Source organism: Actinomycetospora aurantiaca (genome assembly GCF_037401875.1).
Taxonomy (GTDB): domain Bacteria; phylum Actinomycetota; class Actinomycetes; order Mycobacteriales; family Pseudonocardiaceae; genus Actinomycetospora; species Actinomycetospora aurantiaca.
This window is the reverse complement of record NZ_JBBEGN010000012.1, coordinates 49,426-64,818: the sequence shown is the minus strand read 5'-3', so window position 1 is coordinate 64,818 and position 15,393 is coordinate 49,426. Positions and strand designations below refer to the sequence as shown.

17 protein-coding genes and 1 riboswitch are annotated in these 15,393 nt (G+C 72.9%); of the genes, 1 reads left to right on the top strand and 16 read right to left on the bottom strand.

Annotated features, from left to right (window positions below):
• Window positions 1-18: 18 nt before the first annotated feature.
• The 13 genes from WCD74_RS21340 to WCD74_RS21280 all read right to left on the bottom strand — a co-directional run bounded on the left by WCD74_RS21340 (window position 19) and on the right by WCD74_RS21280 (window position 12,295).
• Window positions 19-915: a DNA-formamidopyrimidine glycosylase family protein gene (locus tag WCD74_RS21340; RefSeq protein ID WP_337696893.1), complete on the bottom strand. Its 897-nt coding sequence runs from the start codon at window positions 913-915 to the stop codon at window positions 19-21.
• Between the two features lie 8 nt (window positions 916-923).
• Window positions 924-1,373: a hypothetical protein gene (locus WCD74_RS21335; protein ID WP_337696892.1), complete on the bottom strand. Its 450-nt coding sequence runs from the start codon at window positions 1,371-1,373 to the stop codon at window positions 924-926.
• A 10-nt stretch (window positions 1,374-1,383) separates the two neighbouring features.
• On the bottom strand, window positions 1,384-2,247 hold the full coding sequence (locus tag WCD74_RS21330; RefSeq protein WP_337696891.1) for an alpha/beta fold hydrolase: 864 nt from the start codon (window positions 2,245-2,247) through the stop codon (window positions 1,384-1,386).
• The gene (locus WCD74_RS21325; protein WP_337696890.1) at window positions 2,244-2,705 is read right to left on the bottom strand and encodes a helix-turn-helix domain-containing protein; all 462 of its coding nucleotides are present in this window, start codon (window positions 2,703-2,705) and stop codon (window positions 2,244-2,246) included. Before WCD74_RS21325 ends, WCD74_RS21330 begins: the two co-directional genes overlap by 4 nt.
• Before the next feature lie 4 nt (window positions 2,706-2,709).
• Window positions 2,710-3,003, bottom strand: a complete 294-nt coding sequence (locus tag WCD74_RS21320; protein WP_337696889.1) for a hypothetical protein — start codon at window positions 3,001-3,003, stop codon at window positions 2,710-2,712.
• Between the two features lie 94 nt (window positions 3,004-3,097).
• Window positions 3,098-3,301 (bottom strand): hypothetical protein, encoded by a 204-nt coding sequence (locus tag WCD74_RS21315; RefSeq protein WP_337696888.1) that lies wholly within the window; start codon window positions 3,299-3,301, stop codon window positions 3,098-3,100.
• A 105-nt stretch (window positions 3,302-3,406) separates the two neighbouring features.
• A complete protein-coding gene (locus WCD74_RS21310; RefSeq protein WP_337696887.1) occupies window positions 3,407-5,197 on the bottom strand; it encodes a PHA/PHB synthase family protein in 1,791 nt (596 codons plus the stop codon).
• 191 nt (window positions 5,198-5,388) lie between these two features.
• On the bottom strand, window positions 5,389-6,288 hold the full coding sequence (locus WCD74_RS21305) for a methyltransferase domain-containing protein (RefSeq protein WP_337696886.1): 900 nt from the start codon (window positions 6,286-6,288) through the stop codon (window positions 5,389-5,391).
• Window positions 6,289-6,499: 211 nt separating this feature from the next.
• Window positions 6,500-7,105 (bottom strand): hypothetical protein, encoded by a 606-nt coding sequence (locus tag WCD74_RS21300; RefSeq protein WP_337696885.1) that lies wholly within the window; start codon window positions 7,103-7,105, stop codon window positions 6,500-6,502.
• A gap of 87 nt (window positions 7,106-7,192) precedes the next feature.
• Window positions 7,193-8,221 (bottom strand): aldo/keto reductase, encoded by a 1,029-nt coding sequence (locus tag WCD74_RS21295; protein WP_337696884.1) that lies wholly within the window; start codon window positions 8,219-8,221, stop codon window positions 7,193-7,195.
• A gap of 11 nt (window positions 8,222-8,232) precedes the next feature.
• A complete protein-coding gene (locus WCD74_RS21290) occupies window positions 8,233-9,363 on the bottom strand; it encodes a glutathione-independent formaldehyde dehydrogenase (RefSeq protein ID WP_337696883.1) in 1,131 nt (376 codons plus the stop codon).
• Window positions 9,364-9,439: 76 nt separating this feature from the next.
• Window positions 9,440-10,783 carry a purine-cytosine permease family protein gene (locus WCD74_RS21285; protein ID WP_337696882.1) on the bottom strand — a complete coding sequence of 448 codons (1,344 nt, stop codon included), beginning with the start codon at window positions 10,781-10,783 and terminating at the stop codon, window positions 9,440-9,442.
• Between the two features lie 15 nt (window positions 10,784-10,798).
• Window positions 10,799-10,882, bottom strand: a riboswitch (TPP riboswitch).
• A gap of 72 nt (window positions 10,883-10,954) precedes the next feature.
• On the bottom strand, window positions 10,955-12,295 hold the full coding sequence (locus WCD74_RS21280) for a DUF1996 domain-containing protein (RefSeq protein ID WP_337696881.1): 1,341 nt from the start codon (window positions 12,293-12,295) through the stop codon (window positions 10,955-10,957).
• 376 nt (window positions 12,296-12,671) lie between these two features.
• Here WCD74_RS21280 and WCD74_RS21275 point away from each other — a divergent pair, with 376 nt between their 5' ends.
• A complete protein-coding gene (locus WCD74_RS21275) occupies window positions 12,672-13,382 on the top strand; it encodes a response regulator transcription factor (protein ID WP_337696880.1) in 711 nt (236 codons plus the stop codon).
• An 87-nt stretch (window positions 13,383-13,469) separates the two neighbouring features.
• Here the strand turns inward: WCD74_RS21275 and WCD74_RS21270 are convergent, their stop codons facing one another.
• The 3 genes from WCD74_RS21270 to msrA form a co-directional block, all read right to left on the bottom strand.
• The gene (locus WCD74_RS21270; protein WP_337696879.1) at window positions 13,470-13,754 is read right to left on the bottom strand and encodes a hypothetical protein; all 285 of its coding nucleotides are present in this window, start codon (window positions 13,752-13,754) and stop codon (window positions 13,470-13,472) included.
• A gap of 66 nt (window positions 13,755-13,820) precedes the next feature.
• Entirely contained in the window at window positions 13,821-14,711 is an 891-nt protein-coding gene (locus WCD74_RS21265; RefSeq protein ID WP_337696878.1) for an alpha/beta hydrolase, read from the bottom strand.
• An 11-nt stretch (window positions 14,712-14,722) separates the two neighbouring features.
• On the bottom strand, window positions 14,723-15,388 hold the full coding sequence (gene msrA / locus WCD74_RS21260) for a peptide-methionine (S)-S-oxide reductase MsrA (RefSeq protein WP_337696877.1): 666 nt from the start codon (window positions 15,386-15,388) through the stop codon (window positions 14,723-14,725).
• Between the last annotated feature and the right edge of the window lie 5 nt (window positions 15,389-15,393).

Genomic DNA, 15,393 nt, shown 5'->3' with positions numbered 1-15,393 from the left:
TCCGTTCGGCGGTACTGCTCACTTCACGAGACGCGACAGCCGACGGTCGGCCAGGGGTTTGCCCCCGGTCTGGCAGGTGGCGCAGTACTGGAAGGAGCGTTCGGCGTACGAGACCTCGCGCACGGTGTCCCCGCAGACCGGGCACGGCAGCCCGGTGCGGGCGTGCACCCGCATGCCGGAGCGCTTCTCGCCCTTGAGCAGGGCGGCGTCCTGGCCCACGGCGCGGTCGACGGCCTCGGTGAGCACGGCCACCAACGCGGCGTGCAGCCGGTCGGCCGCCGCCTCGTCCAGCTTCCCCGCGAGCGCGAACGGCGACAGCTGCGCGACGTGCAGGATCTCGTCGGAGTAGGCGTTCCCGATCCCGGCGATCGTCCGCTGGTCGGCCAGCAGTGTCTTCAACCGCGTCGACTGCCCGAAGAGGATCTCGCCGAACTGCGCGCGGGACAGCGTGAGCGCGTCCGGCCCGAGGGTCGCGACCTGCGGGATCGTCGCCGGGTCCGTCACGACGTAGGCCGCCAGCCGCTTCTGCGTCCCCGCCTCGGTGAGGTCGAAGCCGGGGCCGCCGACCGTCTCGAGGTGCACCCTCAGCTCCAGCGGGCCCTTGCCGGGCTTCGGCGGCGTCGTGGAGGCCTGCTCGTGCCAGCGCATCCACCCCGCGCGCGAGAGGTGCACCACCAGGTGCAGCGTCGATGGTCCGGCTCCGCTGCGCTGCGCGTCCGGGTCCTCCAGCTCGACGTCCAGGAACTTGCCGATCCGGCCGGCTCCGGTGACCAGGCGTCCGGTCAGGGCCGAGAGCGGCGGGTCGAAGGTCTTGAGCGCGGTCATGCTCGCGAGGTCGACGCGGGCGACCGGGCGGGCGATGGCGTGCGTGCGCAGGTGCTCGGCGAGCGCCTCCACCTCCGGGAGTTCGGGCACGGGCCCCCCTACTGAGGTTGGAGCGGGCTGTTGGCCCGGGCCGGGGTCCCGCGGCGCTCCAGCGACTTGATGACCCGCTTGAACTCGGCGCGGGCCTCGGCGCGGCCGCGGATGAACCCGCTCCACTCCTCGCCCTCGCCGTCCTCCTCGTCGGGCGGGGCCCCGCCCTCGGCGCGCAGCAGCCACCGCCGGCGCAGCGCCCAGCGGATCGGGAAGAACACGACGACGGCGATGAGGATCAGCACCATCCACGGCGGGACCTCGATGTACTCGCGGTCCTCCACCGCCCAGGCGACCAGCGCGAACGCCAGCAGCCCGAGCACCACGAGGATCCCGATGACGGCGTTGCGGCCGCCCTCCTTCTCGTGCTCGAAGGGCTCCGAGGTGTCGGACCACAGGATCGTCAGCGTGACGTACCACTGCCGCCCGTCGACGTCCTCCACCAGCTTCTGCGCCACACCGGTCAGCCTAGGTCCGATCCAGGAACTCCTCCACCACCCGACCGAGCTCGCCGGGCCGGGTCAGCAGCCCGAGGTGCCCGCCGTCGTGCAGGTGCACCTCGCCGCGTGGCAGCAGCGAGCCCATCACGTGGGCGTTGACCACCGGGATCACCGGGTCGCGGCGGCCCGCGAGGATCAGGGTCGGCGCGGCGATGAGGGGCAGCACGGGCAGGCTCGTCCACGTGGTGAGGGCGAACAGCTGGTGCAGGTAGGCGCGGGGCCGGACCGGGCTGACGCGGGAGAACAGCGCGTCGACCGCCTGCTGGTCCTCCCCGACGTAGATCTCGCGGCCGGCCTGACGACGGTACGACGGGTCGTTGTAGCGCCGCGGCGTGAGCATCCGGGCGAGGACCCCGAGGCGGGCCGGGACCATCATCACGCCGGTCCCGGTCGACACGAGTGCGAGGCGCCCGGTGCGCTGCGGGTACTGCAGCGCGAACTGCTGGGCGATCCCGCCGCCCCAGGACAGGCCGAGCAGGTCGACGACGCGGTGCGACGTCCCGGTCAGCCCGTCGAGCTGGTCGAGCAGGTCGGCGAGCAGGGTGGTCAGTGCGGCCATCGGCAGCGGGACGGTGGAGGGCTGCGAGCCGCCGATGCCGGGCACGTCGAAGCGGACGATCTCGCGGTGCGGGTCGAGCGCGGCGACCAGCGGGTCGAACAGCTCCAGGCTGGCGCCGATGCCGTTGACCAGCACGAGCGGCCGGCTCGGCGTGTCGGTCCCGGCGGCGGCCGGGCGGACGGCGACCCGGAGCCGGCGGCCCGCCACCGACAGGGTCCGCTCGAACGAGCCGTCGGGCGGCGAGGCCCCGGGGGCGGGGGTGGTCGCGGTCATCGGTCGGTTCCCTCCGGGGTGCGGGGCGTGGCCCCGTCGGTGGGGTCGGCGGGACCGTCGGTGTAGCTGCGGTACACGGCGATCAGCGCCTCCTTCTGGGCCTGCGAGAGCAGGCGGTCGGCCCGCACGGCCCGCTCCACGGCGGGGTCCGCGGCCGGGCGGTCCGCGGCGGACGACCCGGCCTGCTCCCGGACGAGCCCTGCGTGCTCGAGCAACGTCTCCGCCGACAGGTCGAGCGCGTCCGCGATCGCCTGCAGCACCCGCACCGACGGGACGTGGAGGCCCCGCTCGACCTGGCTCAGGTAGGGGTTGGAGATGTGCGAGAGCGCCGAGAGCTGGCGCAGCGAGAGCCGCGCGAGCCGCCGCTGGTCACGGATGAACCCGCCCAGCGCCCGGCGCTGCGCGTCCCACATCGTCCCCGTGTCGCCGGTGGGCCCGGTCCGGTCCGCCGTGCTCATCGCCTCAGGGCCGGCGCAGCGCGGCGAAGGAGCCGATCACCTGGTGGGCGGCCGAGCGCTGCAGCTCGAGGACCGCGATGCCGGTGTCGTACGCGCGGTCGACGATCTCCGTGGCCGACGGCAGCGCGGGCACCGAGCCGGCCCCGCTGCGCCGGGCCGCGTCGTCCGCACCGGACAGCGCCGCGCTCCACAGCTCGCCGACGCCGGTGGCCAGCTCGGTGAGCATCGACTGGCCGCGCGTGAGCGCGTCCGTCATCTGGTCGGTCACGGTCGAGGTCGTGGGGTGCGAGGTCGACATCCTCGGCTCCTCTCGTCGGGCCGACCGGTCGTGCTCGACCGGCCGATCAACCGCTCAGGATACCGAGCACGGCGGCCCGTGCCCACCGCGCGACTCAGGGGCGGGGCAACGAGCCCAGGATCACCCTCCGGTCGTGGTCGACCTCGAGGGCGCACCCGACGCAGCCGCAACGGGCCGCGCGCCCGATCAGCACCAGGTCCAGCCGCAGGAACGCCGTGTCGTACGCGGGCCCGACGGCGGCGTCGACGACGTGGCGCAGGGCGACGGACGCCCCGGTGTCGGTGGGACGGTGGTCCATGGGTCACCCGTTCGTGCGCCGGCTCGTGACGAGCGCCCCGACGTTGCGGATCCCGCACCACCGTCGCGCTCTACGCAACACGGTGCCTGCGAGATCCGCATCCCGTCAAGCGCCCCGACCCGATCCCATGACGTACTCCCCCGGCGCGGGCCCCAGCGCCGGGTGCGCCTCGCTGCCGACCGGCGGCGGCGACTGCATCTCGCCCCCGCGCTCGCCGATCCACTCGCTCCAGGTCTCCCACCAGGAGCCCTGGACCTCGGTGGACCGGGCCCGCCAGGCGTCCGGCCCGGGCGCGTCCGCGCCGGTCGCCCCGACGGTGCCCACCCAGTGCTTCGCCTTCGGGCTGGGCGGGTTCACCACCCCGGCGATGTGGCCCGCCGTCGACAGCACGAAGGTCACGTCGCCGCCGAGCAGCTCGGTGGAGGTGAACGACGTCCGCCACGGGGCGATGTGGTCGTTCTCCGCGGCGACGATGAAGGTGTCGGCCTGCACCGCCTTCAGCGACAGCGGCTCGCCGTCGATCTCCAGCGCGCCCTCCGACAGTTCGTTGTCGAGGTAGAAGTGGCGCAGGTAGAAGGAGTGCATCGCCGCCGGCATGCGGGTGGAGTCGGTGTTCCAGGCGAGGATGTCGAAGGCGGGCGGCGCCTTGCCCTCCAGCCAGTTCGGGCCGATGTAGTTGAAGATCAGGTCGTTCGCGCGCAGCAGGTCGAACGTCGTGGCCATCGACTCGGCCGGGAGGTACCCGGTCTGCTCCATGGACTTCTCGAGACGATCGGTGATCTCGGGGCTGACGAACGAGGTGATCGGCCCGACGCTCGAGTAGTCGAGCATGGTGTTGAGCATCGTCAGCGAGTTGACGCGGTCGTCGCCGCGCATCGCGCAGCGGGTCGTCAGCAGCGCCGCCATCAGCCCGCCCAGGCACAGGCCCATGAGGTTGACCTTGTCGGCGCCGGTGATCTCCTGGACGACGTCCAGCGCGGTGGCCGGGCCCAGCTCGAGGTAGTCCGCGAACGTCGTCGTCGCCATCGAGCTGTCGGGGTTGCGGTAGCTGATCATGAACACGGTGTGGCCGTGCTGGACCGCCCACTCCACCAGGCTGCGCTGGGGGGCGAGGTCCATGACGTAGTACTTGTTGATCCACGGCGGGCTGCACAGCAGCGGGACCGCGTGCACCTCGTCGGTCTGCGCCTCGAACTGCACCAGCTCCATGAGCCGGTTGCGGTAGACGACCTTGCCCGGGGTGGCCGCCAGCTCCCGCCCGACCCGCAGCTCGCTCTTGTCGACCTGCCGCGGCTTGCCCTGGTTGGTGGCGACGTCGTCGAGCAGGTTGCGCAGGCCCGCGACCACGCTCGCCCCACCGGTCTCGAACGCCCGCTTGAGCGCCGCCGGGTTACCCGGCAGCACGTTGGTCGGCGAGACGACGCTCCCGACGAGGCCCATGAGCATGCGGGCGCGTTCGTCGGACTCCTGGTCGAGGCCGGCGGCCCCGACCAGGTCCTCGAGCAGCGACACCAGCGCGAGGTACTCCTGCCGCAGCGCCCAGAAGCCCGGGTTCTCCACCCAGGTGGTGTCCTTGAACCGACCGTCCTTGCTCGTCGGCACGGGCTCGCTCGACGGGTCGTTCGCGACAGTGCTCCCGGCGAGGCCGCGCAGCGTCCGGCCCGCGGCGGCGGCACCGATCCGGGCCGACACGGCGGCGAACGACGACGCGGCGCGGGAGACCTCGCCGGGGTGGGTGGCCCAGCCCTGCGCCAGCTGCAGCACCGTCCGCCCGAACAGGGCCGGATCGGTGCGGGCGAGGACGGCGTCGGGGACGACCCGCTCGATCGCGGTCGCGAGGTCGGGGGCGCGCAGCGCGGGAGGCGCGCTGCGTGCGGGGTCGCTGCTGGCGGCCATGCGTGTCTCCTTGTGGGCGGCCCCCGCACCCCGCCACGCCGGGGCGTGCCGGGACCACCGTCCGCGTCACCGGATGTGTGCCCCTTCACACTGCCAGGGAAACGGTGCGGCCGGCCGGGCCCGGAGGCCCGACCGGCCGGTAAGAGATGCACGTCCCAGGCACGGCTGCACCGGACGGCGCAGCGGCGCCCTCAGCCCAGCGGGCCGCGCTTGCGCGCGACGATGCCCTCGTAGACCAGCGGGCTGGCGTCGGTGGCCAGGCGGTGGCGGAACCGCTCCCGGCGCACCACCTCGAGCGCCCCCGAGGACAGGCCGTCGGAGATCATCGTCGCGAACCCGGAGGTGTCGTCCTCGGCGAGGAACGCGTCCTTGATCGTGAGCACCACCCAGCCGCCGTCGGCGACGTGGTCGTAGGCGGTGCGGAACGCGGCGGGCGGGATGTCGCCGAAGCCCAGGGCCGCGACGACCGACAGCGCGGTGAGGCGGTGGTCGGCCAGCCGCCGGGACTCCGTGGGGTCGAGTGCGGTCAGGTCGGCGACCAGGTAGTGGGCGTAGAGCCCGGGCCGGTCGCGCTCCGCGGCGGCCTGCGCCTCGGGGAGGATGTCGACGCCGACGGCGTGCGGGACGCCGACCGCGGCCAGTTCCTCGGCCATGATGCCGTTGCCGGCCCCCAGGTCGAGCACGCGCACCGCGGCGGGGTCCTCGCGGGTGCCGGCCAGCGCGTCGGCGAACAGGTCCGCCATGAACCGCGGGGTGTCGCACCCCAGGACGTCGTAGAAGATCTTCTCGTAGAGGCCGGGGACGTCGAAGATCCGGTGGTAGTCGTGGAAGCGGAACTCCGACCAGGTGCCGTCCGGCTGCGCGACCACGCACCACTCGTCGTCCTGGCTGAAGCGGCTGCTCGGCTCGGGCAGCGCCACCCGCAGGCTGCGGCGGGCCTCCTCCAGCGATCCCGGGCCGCGGTAGCGGCCCTCGCCGAGCCGGCCGTGCTCGCGCCGCGCGGCCTCGGTGCCGAGGTGGCCGTCGCGTCCTGCCCCGGCGACCGTGGCTGGAGACGATGCGGCTCCGAACCCGTTGACCGTCGACGTCATGGCGACCACCCCTTCGGCCCTACCCGTGGGTACGGCCAGCACGCGGACAGGCGGCAGTGCCGATCCGCAGGATCAGGACGCTCGATCGTCGTCAGGTCGCCGCGGAGGGGTCAAGCCGGGCGTGCCCCGGAGCGACGAGCCTCACGATCGCTCGACACGACGCCGCAGCGTCCGGACGCGATCACCGCCGGTGATGTCGACACGGGGACCGTCACCGCCACTGGCCGCGCTGGTCGCGCGGGTCGTAACGCTGTGTGCGGTCGTCGGGGCGTCCGTACGGAGCCTGCGGCGGGTGGGGCTGCTCGTAGCCGCCGTACCCGCCGTCGTAGCGCCCGTCGTACTCGCGCCCGCCCCAACCGCCCTGGGCGGCCGGGCGGACGGAGGTCGCCGACACCCCGGAGAGCATGGAGACGATCGCGATGCCGATCGCGGCGTAGAGGATCCCGGTCGCGATGTGCGCCGAGATCGATCCCTCCGCGAGGAACACCTGCAGGATCAGCACCACGATCACGAGCACCGCGATCGCCGAGAAGAACGACGCCGGGCGCGGCGTGGTCAGCAGGAGCAGGTGCAGCAGCGCGGTGCTGGCCAGGGCCGCGATCGCGGCGGCGACCGGGATGACGGTGGAGGCGTTGTCGACCAACGCCCCCGACCGCCCCGCGGTCTGGATCCCGACCTCGAAGATGCTGTTGATGACCAGCACGCCGACGAAGGCGATCCCGGCGGCGACGAGCGCCGTCGCGACCCCGCCCGCCCAGAGTCGCTTGGCGACGACCTCGACGTCGCCGCTGTCCCAGGAACGCTGCGGGTAGCTCACGGACCGATCCTCCCCTGGCGGATACCGCAAGTGTTGTACCGCACCGCCGGGCACCACAATCGGAGGACGGCACCCGGCGGACCCCGATCAGGCCGCGGCCCGCTCCTGGAGGCCCCACCGCCGCAGGCCGGCGTGCTCGATCGCCGGCGGCGCGTAGGACACGTCGCCGGGGTCGACGTCGGTGCCGGGCGGCACGATCTCGTCGATCCGGTCGAGCACCTCGTCGTCGAGGACGACCTCCGCGCCCGCGAGCAGGTCGTCGAGGTGCTCCATCGTCCGTGGCCCGATGATCGCGCTGGTGACGCCCGGGTGCGCGACCGCGAACGCCATCGCCAGGTGCGTCATCGACAGACCGGCCTTCTCCGCGAGCGGGACGAGCTGCTCGACGACGTCCAGCTTGCGCTCGTGCGTCAGCCGGCCGGCGGCGAAGGACATGCGCGGCGAGTCGGTCTCCTGTCCCTTGCGGTAGCGGCCGGTCAGCAGGCCCATCGCCAGCGGACTCCACACGAGCGTGCCCATCCCGTACCGCTCGCAGGCCGGCAGCACCTCGCGCTCGATGCCGCGGTTGACGATCGAGTACGGCGGCTGCTCGGTGCGGAACCGCTCGAGGTTCCGGCGCTCGGAGGTCCACTGCGCCTCGACGATCTCCGAGGCCGGGAACGTGGAGCTCCCGATCGCCCGCACCTTGCCGCTGCGGACCAGGTCGGTCAGCGCGGACAGCGTCTCCTCGACGTCGGTGTCCGGCGACGGGCGATGGACCTGGTAGAGGTCGATGTGGTCGGTCTGCAGCCGCCGCAGCGAGTGCTCGACCTCCGCGACGATCCAGCGCCGCGAGTTCCCGGCCCGGTTCGGATCGTCGCCCATCCCGCCATGGAACTTCGTGGCGAGGACGACGTCGTCGCGACGGCCCTTGAGCGCCTTCCCGACGATCTCCTCGGACTCGCCGCGGGAGTACACGTCCGCGGTGTCGACGAAGTTCACTCCGGCGTCCAGCGCGCGGTTGATGATGCGGACCGAGTCGTCGTGGTCCGGGTTGCCCATGGCGCCGAACATCATCGCGCCCAGGCAATATGGGCTGACCTTGATGCCGGTCCGGCCCAGCGTGCGGTACTTCATCCGAGTGCCTCCTACGGCTTGAGGACGACCTTCGAGTAGCCGTCCTCGCGGGCGTCGAAGCGCGCGTACGCGTCCGGCGCCTCGTCGAGCGGAACCTCCTTGGACACCACGAAGGACGGCGTGGCGCGGCCCGCGACGATCAGGTCGCGCAGCTGCGCGTTGTAGGCCTTGGCGTCGGCCTGCCCGGTCCCCATCTTCTGGCCCTTCTCGAAGAAGCGGCCGACGTTGAACAGCAGCCGCCCGTTCGCGGCGTTCTCGTCCGGGGCGCCCGGGTCCTGCGGCAGGTAGAGCCCGACGATGCCCAGGCGTCCGGTGTGCCGCACCGCGTCCACCAGCTGGTTCAGCACGACGGCGGGCTGCTCCTCACCGCTGTCCGCGGTCGCCTGGTAGCCGACCGCGTCGACGCCCTTGTCGGCGCCGAGGCCGTCGGTCTGCTCCACGACCTGCTCCACCGGGTCGCCGGCCGAGAAGTCGACCGGGATCGCCCCGATGTCCTCGGCGAGCTTCAGCCGCGACGCCACCCTGTCGACCACGAAGACCTTCGAGGCACCCTTGATGACGGCGGAGTACGCGGCCATGAGCCCGACCGGCCCCGCGCCGAACACGACGATCGACTCGCCCGGGTTCAGGTCGGCCAGCACGGTCGCGTGGTAGCCGGTGGGGAAGATGTCGGCGAGCATCGCGAAGTCGTTCTCGTGCTCGTCACCGGACGGAAGCGTCAGGCAGTTGAAGTCCGCGAACGGCACCCGCAGGTACTCGGCCTGCCCGCCGGTGTACGGACCCATCCCGACGTAGCCGTAGGCGCCGCCCGCGTACGGCGGGTTCACCGTGAGGCAGAACGCCGTCTTGCCCGCCAGGCAGTTGCGGCAGAACCCGCACGCGACGTTGAACGGCAGGCTGACCCGGTCGCCCTTCCGGATCCGGGTCACCCCGGACCCGACCTCCTCGACGACGCCCATGTTCTCGTGGCCGAAGACGATGCCGGTCTCGGCGACCGTCCGGCCCTCGTACATGTGCAGGTCCGACCCGCAGATCGCGGTGGTGGTGATCCGCACCAGGACGTCCGTGGGGGCCTCGAGCCGGGGGTCGTCGACCTGCTCGACGGCCACCTCGTTCGCACCCTTGTAGACCACGGCCCGCATGACGGAGCTCCCCTCGACGCCCGGGGTGCGCGGCGCGCACCTCTCCCGCGGCGGGGATCACCGCGCGGTCGTGATCTCAACCGGCCCGGACGATCTCCGTCCGGCGGGCCCCCAGGGCGGCGCACCCCGCCGCGACCAGGGCGGCGACGAGGAACGACGTCAGCGACGCCGAGAGCCACGACGGCGGGACGAAGCCGATCGCGTCCCGCAGCGCGGTCCAGGCGTCCGACCAGCCGGGCGCCCCGCCCGGGTTGATCAGCTGGTAGACGGCGAGGCCGACCACCCACGCCACGATCATGAGCGGTCGCGACGGCGCCCAGCGGGACAGGTCGAGCCGGCCCTTGTTCACGAGGGCCTCCCCGACACCGACACCGAGCAGGGGGACGAAGACCGACCCGATGACGGCGAGGAAGACCGCGAAGTCGTCGATGGTCACGCCCAGGGCGAGCACCGTGATCAGGACGCCGATCCCGACGCAGAGCGCCCGCCGGTCCGCGCGCGGCACGAGGTTCTGCGCCGACACCGCGGTCGAGTAGACGTTCGCGAAGGACTGGTCGGTCTCGCGCAGGGTGAGGACCAGCAGGGCGACGACCCCGAGCGGTGCCGCCAGCATCGGCGCGAACACGTCGTCGCCGTTGCCACCGACCAGCGACAACGCCGCCAGCCCGACGACGAAGCACAGCACCTGGGTGAGGCCGTAGCCCACGGTGGCCGCGGTGAACGCCGTCGAGGTCCGCTTCGAGTGCCGCGAGTAGTCCGAGGCGACCGGGATCCACGAGACGGCCACGGCGATCGCCGCGTCCGTGCCCGCCCAGAACCCGGCCCACGACCCGCTCTCCCCCAGGTCGGCGGCCGCGGGGCGGGTGAACAGCCACCAGGCGAGGTAGGCGACGGAGATCGCGACGAGGATCGTCACGACCCGGCGCAGCAGCCGGAGCATGCCCAGCGGGCGCAGCGTCAGCAGCGTCGTCAGGACCCCCGCGCCGAGCACCCACGCCCAGGTCGGGCCGCCGATCGCCAGCGTGCCCGCCTGCGCGATGACGACGAGCTCGAAGGTGCCCCAGCCGATCAGCTGGACCACGTTGAGGACCGACGGGATCCAGGACAGGACCCCGCCGAACAGGCCGCGCAGGACCACCATCGCGGGAGCCCCGGTCCGTGCGCCGGGGATGGCCGAGAGCCCGACCATCGCGCTGCCGATCGCGGTCCCGACCACGGTCGCGACGACGGCCGCCGTCACCGTGAGCGGGGGCGCGCCCGCGGGCTGCAGCACGGCGAGCACCCCGGCGAAACCGAGCAGGCTGACCCCGAGGTTGGCCCAGAACGCGCCCTGGTCGAGGAAGCCCAGCGACCGGGGGACCGGGCCGTCGAGGGTGGGGGCGACCTCGTCGCGCTCGGTGGGGGATGCGGGCACGGCCATACGGCGACCTCCGGGTTCCCTGCGCCGGCATGATCCGGATCAGGTTCGAACGGTCGGGACCGCCAGGTCCCCTCTCAGCCCGTCGCTCGGACTCCCGTAGGACGCACGCGCGCCCCGCCGCCGACGGTAGATCGTCGGGCGACGGGGCGCGAGTGGGGTGTGGCGGGGTGGTCAGCCCGTCACGTTGATGCAGGTCTCACCCTTCCGGATGCAGTCCAGGCCCTTCTCGGCGATGGCCTTCGACGCGTAGCTCATGAAGTCGGAGTGGTCCGTCGTCGGGTCGTGCTGGTTGTCCGGGAACGAGTCGATCGCGAACGCCCGGCCGGCCGGCTGGTCGTACTTCAGGGTGATGCGCAGCGCGGGGATCGACGTGAAGCCCTCCGCGCAGTTGCCGCTCTCGTCCGGGAAGGCCGTGTGCGACCGCAGGTCCTTGGACTGCAGGTTCTGGCCGTCCCAGCAGCTCGGGTAGTCGAGGATGCGGACGAGCTGGGAGCCGCTCGGGCAGATCGGGTACTTGTCGGTGACCCGGTCCTCGAAGCCGGTGCAGGTGTACTTGGCGTTGGCGTTCTTGCCGTCCTGCGCCTTGGCCTTCGCGTTCCCCATGATGATCATGAGGTGCTCGGGCATCGCCGACATCTCGTCGAGGTCACCGTGGCCGCGGAACGTCAGCTGCGCCGAGGCCGGCGTCAGGATGCTCCCGACGTTGCCGTCCAGGCTGCCGCCGTTCTCGCCCTCGTCCTCGCCGGTGCCGTTCAGGTCACGCAGCACGGGCCAGAAGAAGGTGCTCTTCTCGCCGTTCTGGCAGGACGTCTTGCCGGCCTCCAGCGACTCCTCGGTGGAGTTGGCGTCGGTGGTGGTGTTGCCGACGTAGTCGTGGACGTGCTGGGCGCCGTTCTGCTTGCCCGGCGCCGCCATGAAGTTGTCGGGGTTGTTGTGGTCGCTGACCCCGCAGTCCACCGAGTAGCTGCCGTTGCCGGTGAAGGTGCCGCCGTCGCCGATGTTGCCGTTCTTCGAGACCTCGGTGATGTCGACGTAGCGGTCGGCGCCGGCCTTCGCGATCTCGTCGCGACCCGGGAACGGGTCCGCCTTCTCGCCCTTGGCCTGCTTGTCCTGGTCGTCCTTCTTCTGGTCGTCGGTCTTCTTGGACTCGTCGGGGGACTGCTCCTCGCCGTCCTTGCCCTGGTCCTGACCGTCGTCGCCGTCCTGGCCCTGGTCCTGGTCCTGGCCGTCGTCGCCGGACTCGTCCTCGCCGGACTTGTCCTCGCCGGACCGGTCCTCGCCCGAGTCGGAGTCCTCGGAGTCCGAGTCGGAGTCGTCCGAGTCACCGGAGTCGTCGGACTTCGAGCTGCCGACCAGCGAGGAGAGGAAGCTGCCGCCCCCGGAGTCGCCGCCCTCGTCCTGCGCGAGCGCGGACCCGCCCAGGACGACGGCCGTGCCGCCGACGAGCAGGGCCGCGACGGCCGCGAGGAGCCGGAAGGGGAGCCGGGTGCGATGTCGTCCACGTCGGGGCATGGGAGACGACCTCCAGACGATCTCGGTCCCGGGCCCTGGGGAGCGTGGCCCGGGTCGCGGCGGCGGCGTCCGGTCGGACGGAGCTCGGGGTGTCGACCGGGGGGAGCCCGGACGTCGCCGCTGCGTGGGGGGAGCTGCGGGCCGAAACGCTAGGAGCGTCCGTCGTCACCGGACCGTGATCTGAGAGCGGAGCTGCCGGGATGCCGCTGACCGCACGATGCGACGCGACGAAGGGCGGGCGTCCTACTCCGCACGGCGGAATCGCTGCGACTAACGCCGGTTCCCGCTCTCAGGGAGCCGCCCGTCGCACGCGTCACGCCGCCGTTCGGCGCGCGCACGTTGCCTCCGAGGTGCACGAACGGCAACCTGGTCGGCGATGCAACCCAATCGTTATGCGGACGCCACGGCGGCCCGCACGGAGCTCGCGGAGCGCGGCCGCGTCCTGTGCGTGGCCCCTCCGCACCGCACAACGAGCGTGCTCGTCGGTGCGTTGCGGTCGAACGGCTTCGAACCCCAACTCCTCCGCGAGAGCTGGAGCGTGGGGGCCGCGGCACGGGCCGGCGGCGCCCGCGCCGTGGTCCTCGACGTCGAGATGAGCGGCCTGCGTCCGGTCGAGGTCCTGGCCGACCTCCACCGCGAGAGCCCCCGCACCCCCGTGATCGCGCTCACCTCCCCCGAGGCGCGCGACCGCACCGTGTCCACGCTGCGCGCGAGCCACGACGACTACCTCGTCACCCCGTTCCCCATGGAGGAGCTGCTGGCGCGGCTGCGGCTGCGCCTCGGCGACGACCGCCCGACCGCGCAGCTCTACCTGCGCCGCGGCGAGGTCATGGTCGACACCGCGCTCGAGCAGGTGTTCGTCGAGAACAAGCCCGTGAGCCTGTCGCGCACCGAGTACGCCGTGGTGGACGCCCTGATCCGGCACCCGCGGGGCCAGGCGATGTCGCAGGACGAACTCGTCACCCGCGTGTGGGGCGGCCCGCCCACCTCGAACATCGTCGAGGTCTACATCGGCTACCTGCGGCGCAAGCTCGGCGCGGAGCGCATCCGGACGATCCGCGGCCGCGGCTACGTGCTCGAGGGCTGAGGCAGGGACCCCCGGAAACGGACGAACGGGCCGTTCATCACGGTCTTCCGTGACGAACGGCCCGTTCGTGGTTCCGGGTCGGCCGGCTCAGTCGCCCAGCGAGGCCAGCGCGACCTGGCGGGCGCGGCGCTGGGCGTGCGCGACGGCGACGGCCTGCGCGCGGGCGGCGGCGGCGTCCGCCTTCGCCGCGCGGCGGGCGCGCCACCCGCGGGGCTGCGGGACGACGACGGGGGCCGGGGTGTCCTCGGGCGAGCGCCGCGGCGCCGGGATGACGGCGGCAGCGACGGCGCTGTCGACGAGCTGGTCGGCGGTGTGGTGGCGGCCCATGGTGTTCTCCCCCGAGAAGAGCGGGTCCCCTGCGCCCGCTGACACCCGAGCTATCGCCACGGCTGCGGGAGTGTTTCGACTTCCGCGTCACACCACTCGGACGGGTGTCTCCTACACCGACCGGACGAACGCGATCTGCCGCTCGATGGAGGTGCCGAACGGTTCGCCGCGGTAGATGTCGAAGTGCCCGCAGTCGATCTCGAGGGTCTCGACCGGCCCGCCCGCCGTCGCCGCGGCCCGCCGCACGGCGGCCGGTGGCGCGATCGAGTCGGACGCGGCGACGACCAGCAGCATCGGGCAGCGGACGCGGGGGGCGGCGGTCACGGGTCGGTTGAGCGGGATCGTCAGGATGTCGCGGGCCGGCATCGTGTTGACGAAGGTCGGGCCGATGATCGCCCCGTAGCCGGCCTCGGCGTCCGGGGCGGTGATCGCGGCGACGGTACCCGGCGGACCGTAGACCGCCACCCGGTGGTCGGGACGGCCGAGCGCGTGCCCGACGGCGTCCGCCACGGCGTGCGCGGACACCTTCAGCAACTGCCACGCCCCCGCGTAGCGCAGGATCTCCACCAGCGCGCCGAGGCCGTCCATGGCGGCTCCCTGCGAGATGACCCCGGCGATCCGCCGGTCCTGCGCCGCGACCGCGACCACGTGGCCGCCGGAGTAGGACGAGCCCCACAGCACGATGCGCTCCGGGTCCACCCCGTCGATCAGCCGGGCCCGCGCGACGGCCGCGTGGTAGTCGCGCCGGTGGGCGCGGTGGTCGACGTGGCCGCGCGGTTCGCCCTCGGAGTCCCCGAAGCCGCGGTAGTCGACGAGCAGGACGTCCGCACCCGCCGTCGTGAAGGCATCGGCGAAGGGCGCGAGCCCGGAGTCGCGGGTCGCGCCGAAGCCGTGGGCCATGACCACGCACGGGCGGCCACCCGGCCCGGCCAGCGCGTCGTCGTCGGCGCGGCGGTAGGTCGTGCCCAGCCGGTGGCCCTCGGACTCGACCGTGATCTCCACGGTCGGGCAGGCTAGTGCTGCTCGGCCTCGACGCCCAGCCCCGTCGGGCACGCGACGCCGGTACCGGCCATGGAGCAGTAGCCGTTCGGCACGCGGTGCAGGTACTGCTGGTGGTAGTCCTCGGCGTAGTAGAACGCTCCGAGCGGGGCGATCTCGGTGGTGATCTGGCCGCGACCCGCCGCGGTCAGCGCCTCCTGGTAGGCCGCGCGGGAGGACTCCGCCGCCACGCGCTGCTCCTCGTCGGCGTGGTAGATCGCCGACCGGTACGTGGTGCCGACGTCGTTGCCCTGGCGCATCCGCTGCGTGGGGTCGTGCGACTCCCAGAACCGCGTGAGCAGGTGCGCGTAGCTGACGACGGCGGGGTCGAACACGACCAGCACGACCTCGGCGTGGCCGGTGCGGTTGGTGCAGGTCTCCTCGTAGGTGGGGTTCGGCGTGTAACCCCCGGAGTAGCCGACCGCGGTCACCCACACCCCGGGCTCGTCCCAGAACAGCCGCTCGGCGCCCCAGAAGCAGCCCATGCCGAACACCGCGGTGGACAGCCCCTCGGGGAACGGCGGCTTCAACGGCCGGCCGTTCACCAGGCTGCGCTCGAGGGTGGGCAGCGGCGACCGGCGCCCGGGCAGGGCGTCGGCGGGGTCCACCATCGTGGTCTCGTCGCGGCCGAACCAGCTCATGGCCG